At 52.7% G+C, this 3,041-nt stretch carries 3 protein-coding genes; all 3 read right to left on the bottom strand.

What is annotated here, in order from left to right; translation table 11 throughout:
• Positions 1-816 precede the first annotated feature (816 nt).
• From FY528_RS21085 to FY528_RS21075, 3 genes are read right to left on the bottom strand one after another with little or no spacing between them, the layout of a single operon-like run.
• Positions 817-2,088, bottom strand: a complete 1,272-nt coding sequence (locus FY528_RS21085) for an adenylosuccinate synthase (protein ID WP_149072982.1) — start codon at positions 2,086-2,088, stop codon at positions 817-819.
• A complete protein-coding gene (locus FY528_RS21080) occupies positions 2,088-2,435 on the bottom strand; it encodes an STAS domain-containing protein (protein WP_149072981.1) in 348 nt (115 codons plus the stop codon). The genes FY528_RS21085 and FY528_RS21080 overlap by 1 nt, the downstream gene beginning before the upstream one ends.
• Positions 2,432-2,905, bottom strand: coding sequence for a Fur family transcriptional regulator (locus FY528_RS21075; protein WP_149072980.1), 474 nt, complete (start codon positions 2,903-2,905; stop codon positions 2,432-2,434). The genes FY528_RS21080 and FY528_RS21075 overlap by 4 nt, the downstream gene beginning before the upstream one ends.
• Positions 2,906-3,041: the final 136 nt, after the last annotated feature.

Raw genomic sequence — 3,041 nt, 5'->3', positions numbered from 1 at the left:
CTGATCCGACTCGTTAGTTTGACGTGTCTGTTCGTTATGTTACGCTTGGTCTTGCTGCTGCTGTAGTCGCCTACAACAGCCTCACCCAAATTTGTCAATTCCAGTCATTCAAAGAACGTCCGTCCTTCCCTGTTGGAAGAACCTGGTGGGCTAGTCAGCCCGGGTACTGTGCCCCTTCCGGTTGAAGCGGGCTGCAAAGGTAAGAACCTTTTTGCTTTTTGCAAGATGCCCGAAGAAAAAAGTTTTTCGTTCGACAAGCACTTGCGAGGAGCAATTCCCTCTTCCGGTTGAAGCGGGCTGCAAAGGTAACAACACCTTAGCGCCTTTTGCAAGTTTCCACAAAAATAAATTTTGTGTTATTCTCACTTCGTTCCGCCGCACGTTTCGCGTTGGGAGGACAAAGGTACGAAACCCGCAACCGCTTTTGCAACCCCGCTGGCAAACTTTTTTTTTAGCGACTGGTAAACCCAGTACCTGAAAGCAGCAGCTCCTATATAGGACTATTTCTGCGTTTGCCGAAAGATCTTCCCTACCGCGTTCCGGTTTGGGAGTGCAAAAGTGGGGCTTCCTTTTTGCTTTTCCAAACTCACACAAAGATTTATTGAGCTCTGTGTTGAAGAAACCAACCCTTAGCGCTAGAAGAGCTCTGGTGATTAACTACTTATTACTGATACAAAGTTCACAACCTAAACAAAAAATCACTCCATGTAAACCGATATGCCTTACCGGTGTGTGCTTGAGGGCTGTTGCGTTGCTACATCAAACAAAACGAGCGAGGACTCTTGCGCCTCGCTCGTTTTGTTTGGCATTTACTATTTAGCCTCTATGCAGTGTACTCACGCGGTCAGGGCCTACGCTAACTATGCGGATGGGCACCTGCAAGTGCTCCTCAAGAAACTCAAGGTAAGTTTGCAGCTCCTGGGGTAGCTTAGCAGGGTCGGTAATAGCAGGTAATGAGGTCCGCCAACCAGCCATGGTCTTGTAAACAGGCGTCATGGTTTGTAAGGTGGCGTAATCCGGTAGCTGGTCGGTTTCGGTACCATCGGCAGCGCGGTAGTGCGTACACACCTGGATTTCCTCAAACTCATCCAGCACATCAGCCTTCATCAGGTGAATTTCGGTGACGCCATTGAGCATAATGCTATAGCGTAGGGCAGGTAGGTCAATCCAGCCACAGCGGCGCGGGCGCCCCGTGGTTGCGCCAAACTCACGGCCAGCTGCCCGGATCTGCTCCCCTACTTCGTCGTGTAGCTCGGTTGGGAAAGGGCCACTGCCAACTCGCGTGCAGTAGGCTTTGCTGATACCGTATACCTTATCTATATGGCGCGGGGCAATACCCAGGCCCGTGCAAGCTCCAGCCACGATGGTGCTGGAAGAAGTTACGAACGGATACGTCCCGAAATCAATGTCAAGCATAGAGCCTTGCGCTCCTTCGGCCAGAATACTCTTACCCTGTTTCAGGTGGTCGTTCAGCAAGTATTCGGTGTCAACTACCTGGAGGGTGCGCAGAAACTCTACGGCGGAGAAGAAGTCGGCTTCGAAGGGTTCGATTTCCAGCTCCTTATTATGGAAAGCCGCCAACGTAGCGTGGCGGGCTACGGCATCCTGGTAGCGCTGGCGGAAATCGGGTAGCAGGACGTCGCCGACGCGCAGGCCGGTGCGGCCGATCTTATCCTGGTACGTAGGGCCTATACCTTTCAGGGTAGAGCCGATTTTGTCGCCGCCGCGGGCTTCTTCGCTGATCCGGTCGAGGGCCCGGTGCGAGGGCAGGATAAGCTGGGCCTTGCGGGAAATAAAGAGATTTTTACCCCAGTCTATTCCACGGTCGGTTAGCTTCTGCAGCTCCTGGCGAAAAACAACCGGGTCAAGCACAACGCCATTGCCAACGACGTTGATGATGTGCGGGTGAAAGATGCCCGAAGGAACTTGGTGCAGTACATGCTTCACGCCATCGAAGAAGAGCGTGTGGCCAGCGTTAGGCCCTCCCTGGAAACGGGCAACTACATCGTAGGTTGGCGCAAGTACGTCTACAATTTTTCCTTTCCCTTCATCTCCCCACTGTAATCCGACGAGTACGTCAACAGGCATTAGCGTATGGCTTTCAGATGTTCAGCCGCTTCCGTATCGTTGGCGGCAATTGTAAAAATGGCATTGAGCTTGGTGATGACCAACAGTTTGCGGATATGGTCCGAAGGGTTGATCAGCACAAGCTCGCCGCCTTGGTTGCGAAATTTGGTGAGAATGGACACCAGCACACCGATGCCGGTGCTGTTGATGAACCGCACGCTGGAGAGGTCAATGGCGCAAAGCATGACATCTTCCCCCAGCTGGGTGTTTACGGTGTGCAACAGTTGCTGCGAATCGGGGCTACCAATCAGGTCGCCGGCCAGGCGCACGTACAGGATGCCGTTCTGGACGGCGGCTTCGGTTTTCATTCGGCTTGAGAGCGGGCGGCGGCTTTGGCACGGCAGTCGCCGCACACGCCGTACAGGTTCAAAGAGTGGTGCAAGATATGGAAGTTGAGTAACTCCCCGACCATGGTTTGGATACCGTGGATGCGCGGGTCGCAGAACTCGACTACCTTATGACACTCGGTGCAGATGACGTGGTCGTGCTGGCGGTAGCCGTAACTTTTCTCGTACTGCGCGAGGTTGCGGCCAAACTGATGCTTGCTTACCAAGCCATGTTCTACCAACAAATCGAGGGTGTTGTAGACCGTGGCGCGGCTAACCTGCAAGCCTTGCTGCTTCATGCCGGCGTACAGTTCCTCAACATCAAAGTGGCCGGTGCGCGAGTAGATTTCCTCCAGAATGGCGTAGCGCTCCGACGTTTTGCGCAGGCCTTTGTTTTCTAAATACGCGGTGAAGATTTTCTTTACCTCGTCAAATTTTTCCTGATCTAGCATTCGAGTTCTTCCTTATATGAACTGTGTTAAAAGTCAAGCCTTGCAGGCCAGAGAAGAAGAAAAATCTGCTTGATAGGGCACACCGGATTTGACAATGGCAAAGGCTTGTTTGAGGAGCTTATTGCACACGGCAATC

Source organism: Hymenobacter lutimineralis (assembly GCF_008271285.1).
GTDB classification, from domain to species: domain Bacteria; phylum Bacteroidota; class Bacteroidia; order Cytophagales; family Hymenobacteraceae; genus Hymenobacter; species Hymenobacter lutimineralis.
The sequence above is the reverse complement of the archived record's forward strand: the minus strand, read 5'-3'. Positions and strand labels throughout refer to the sequence as shown.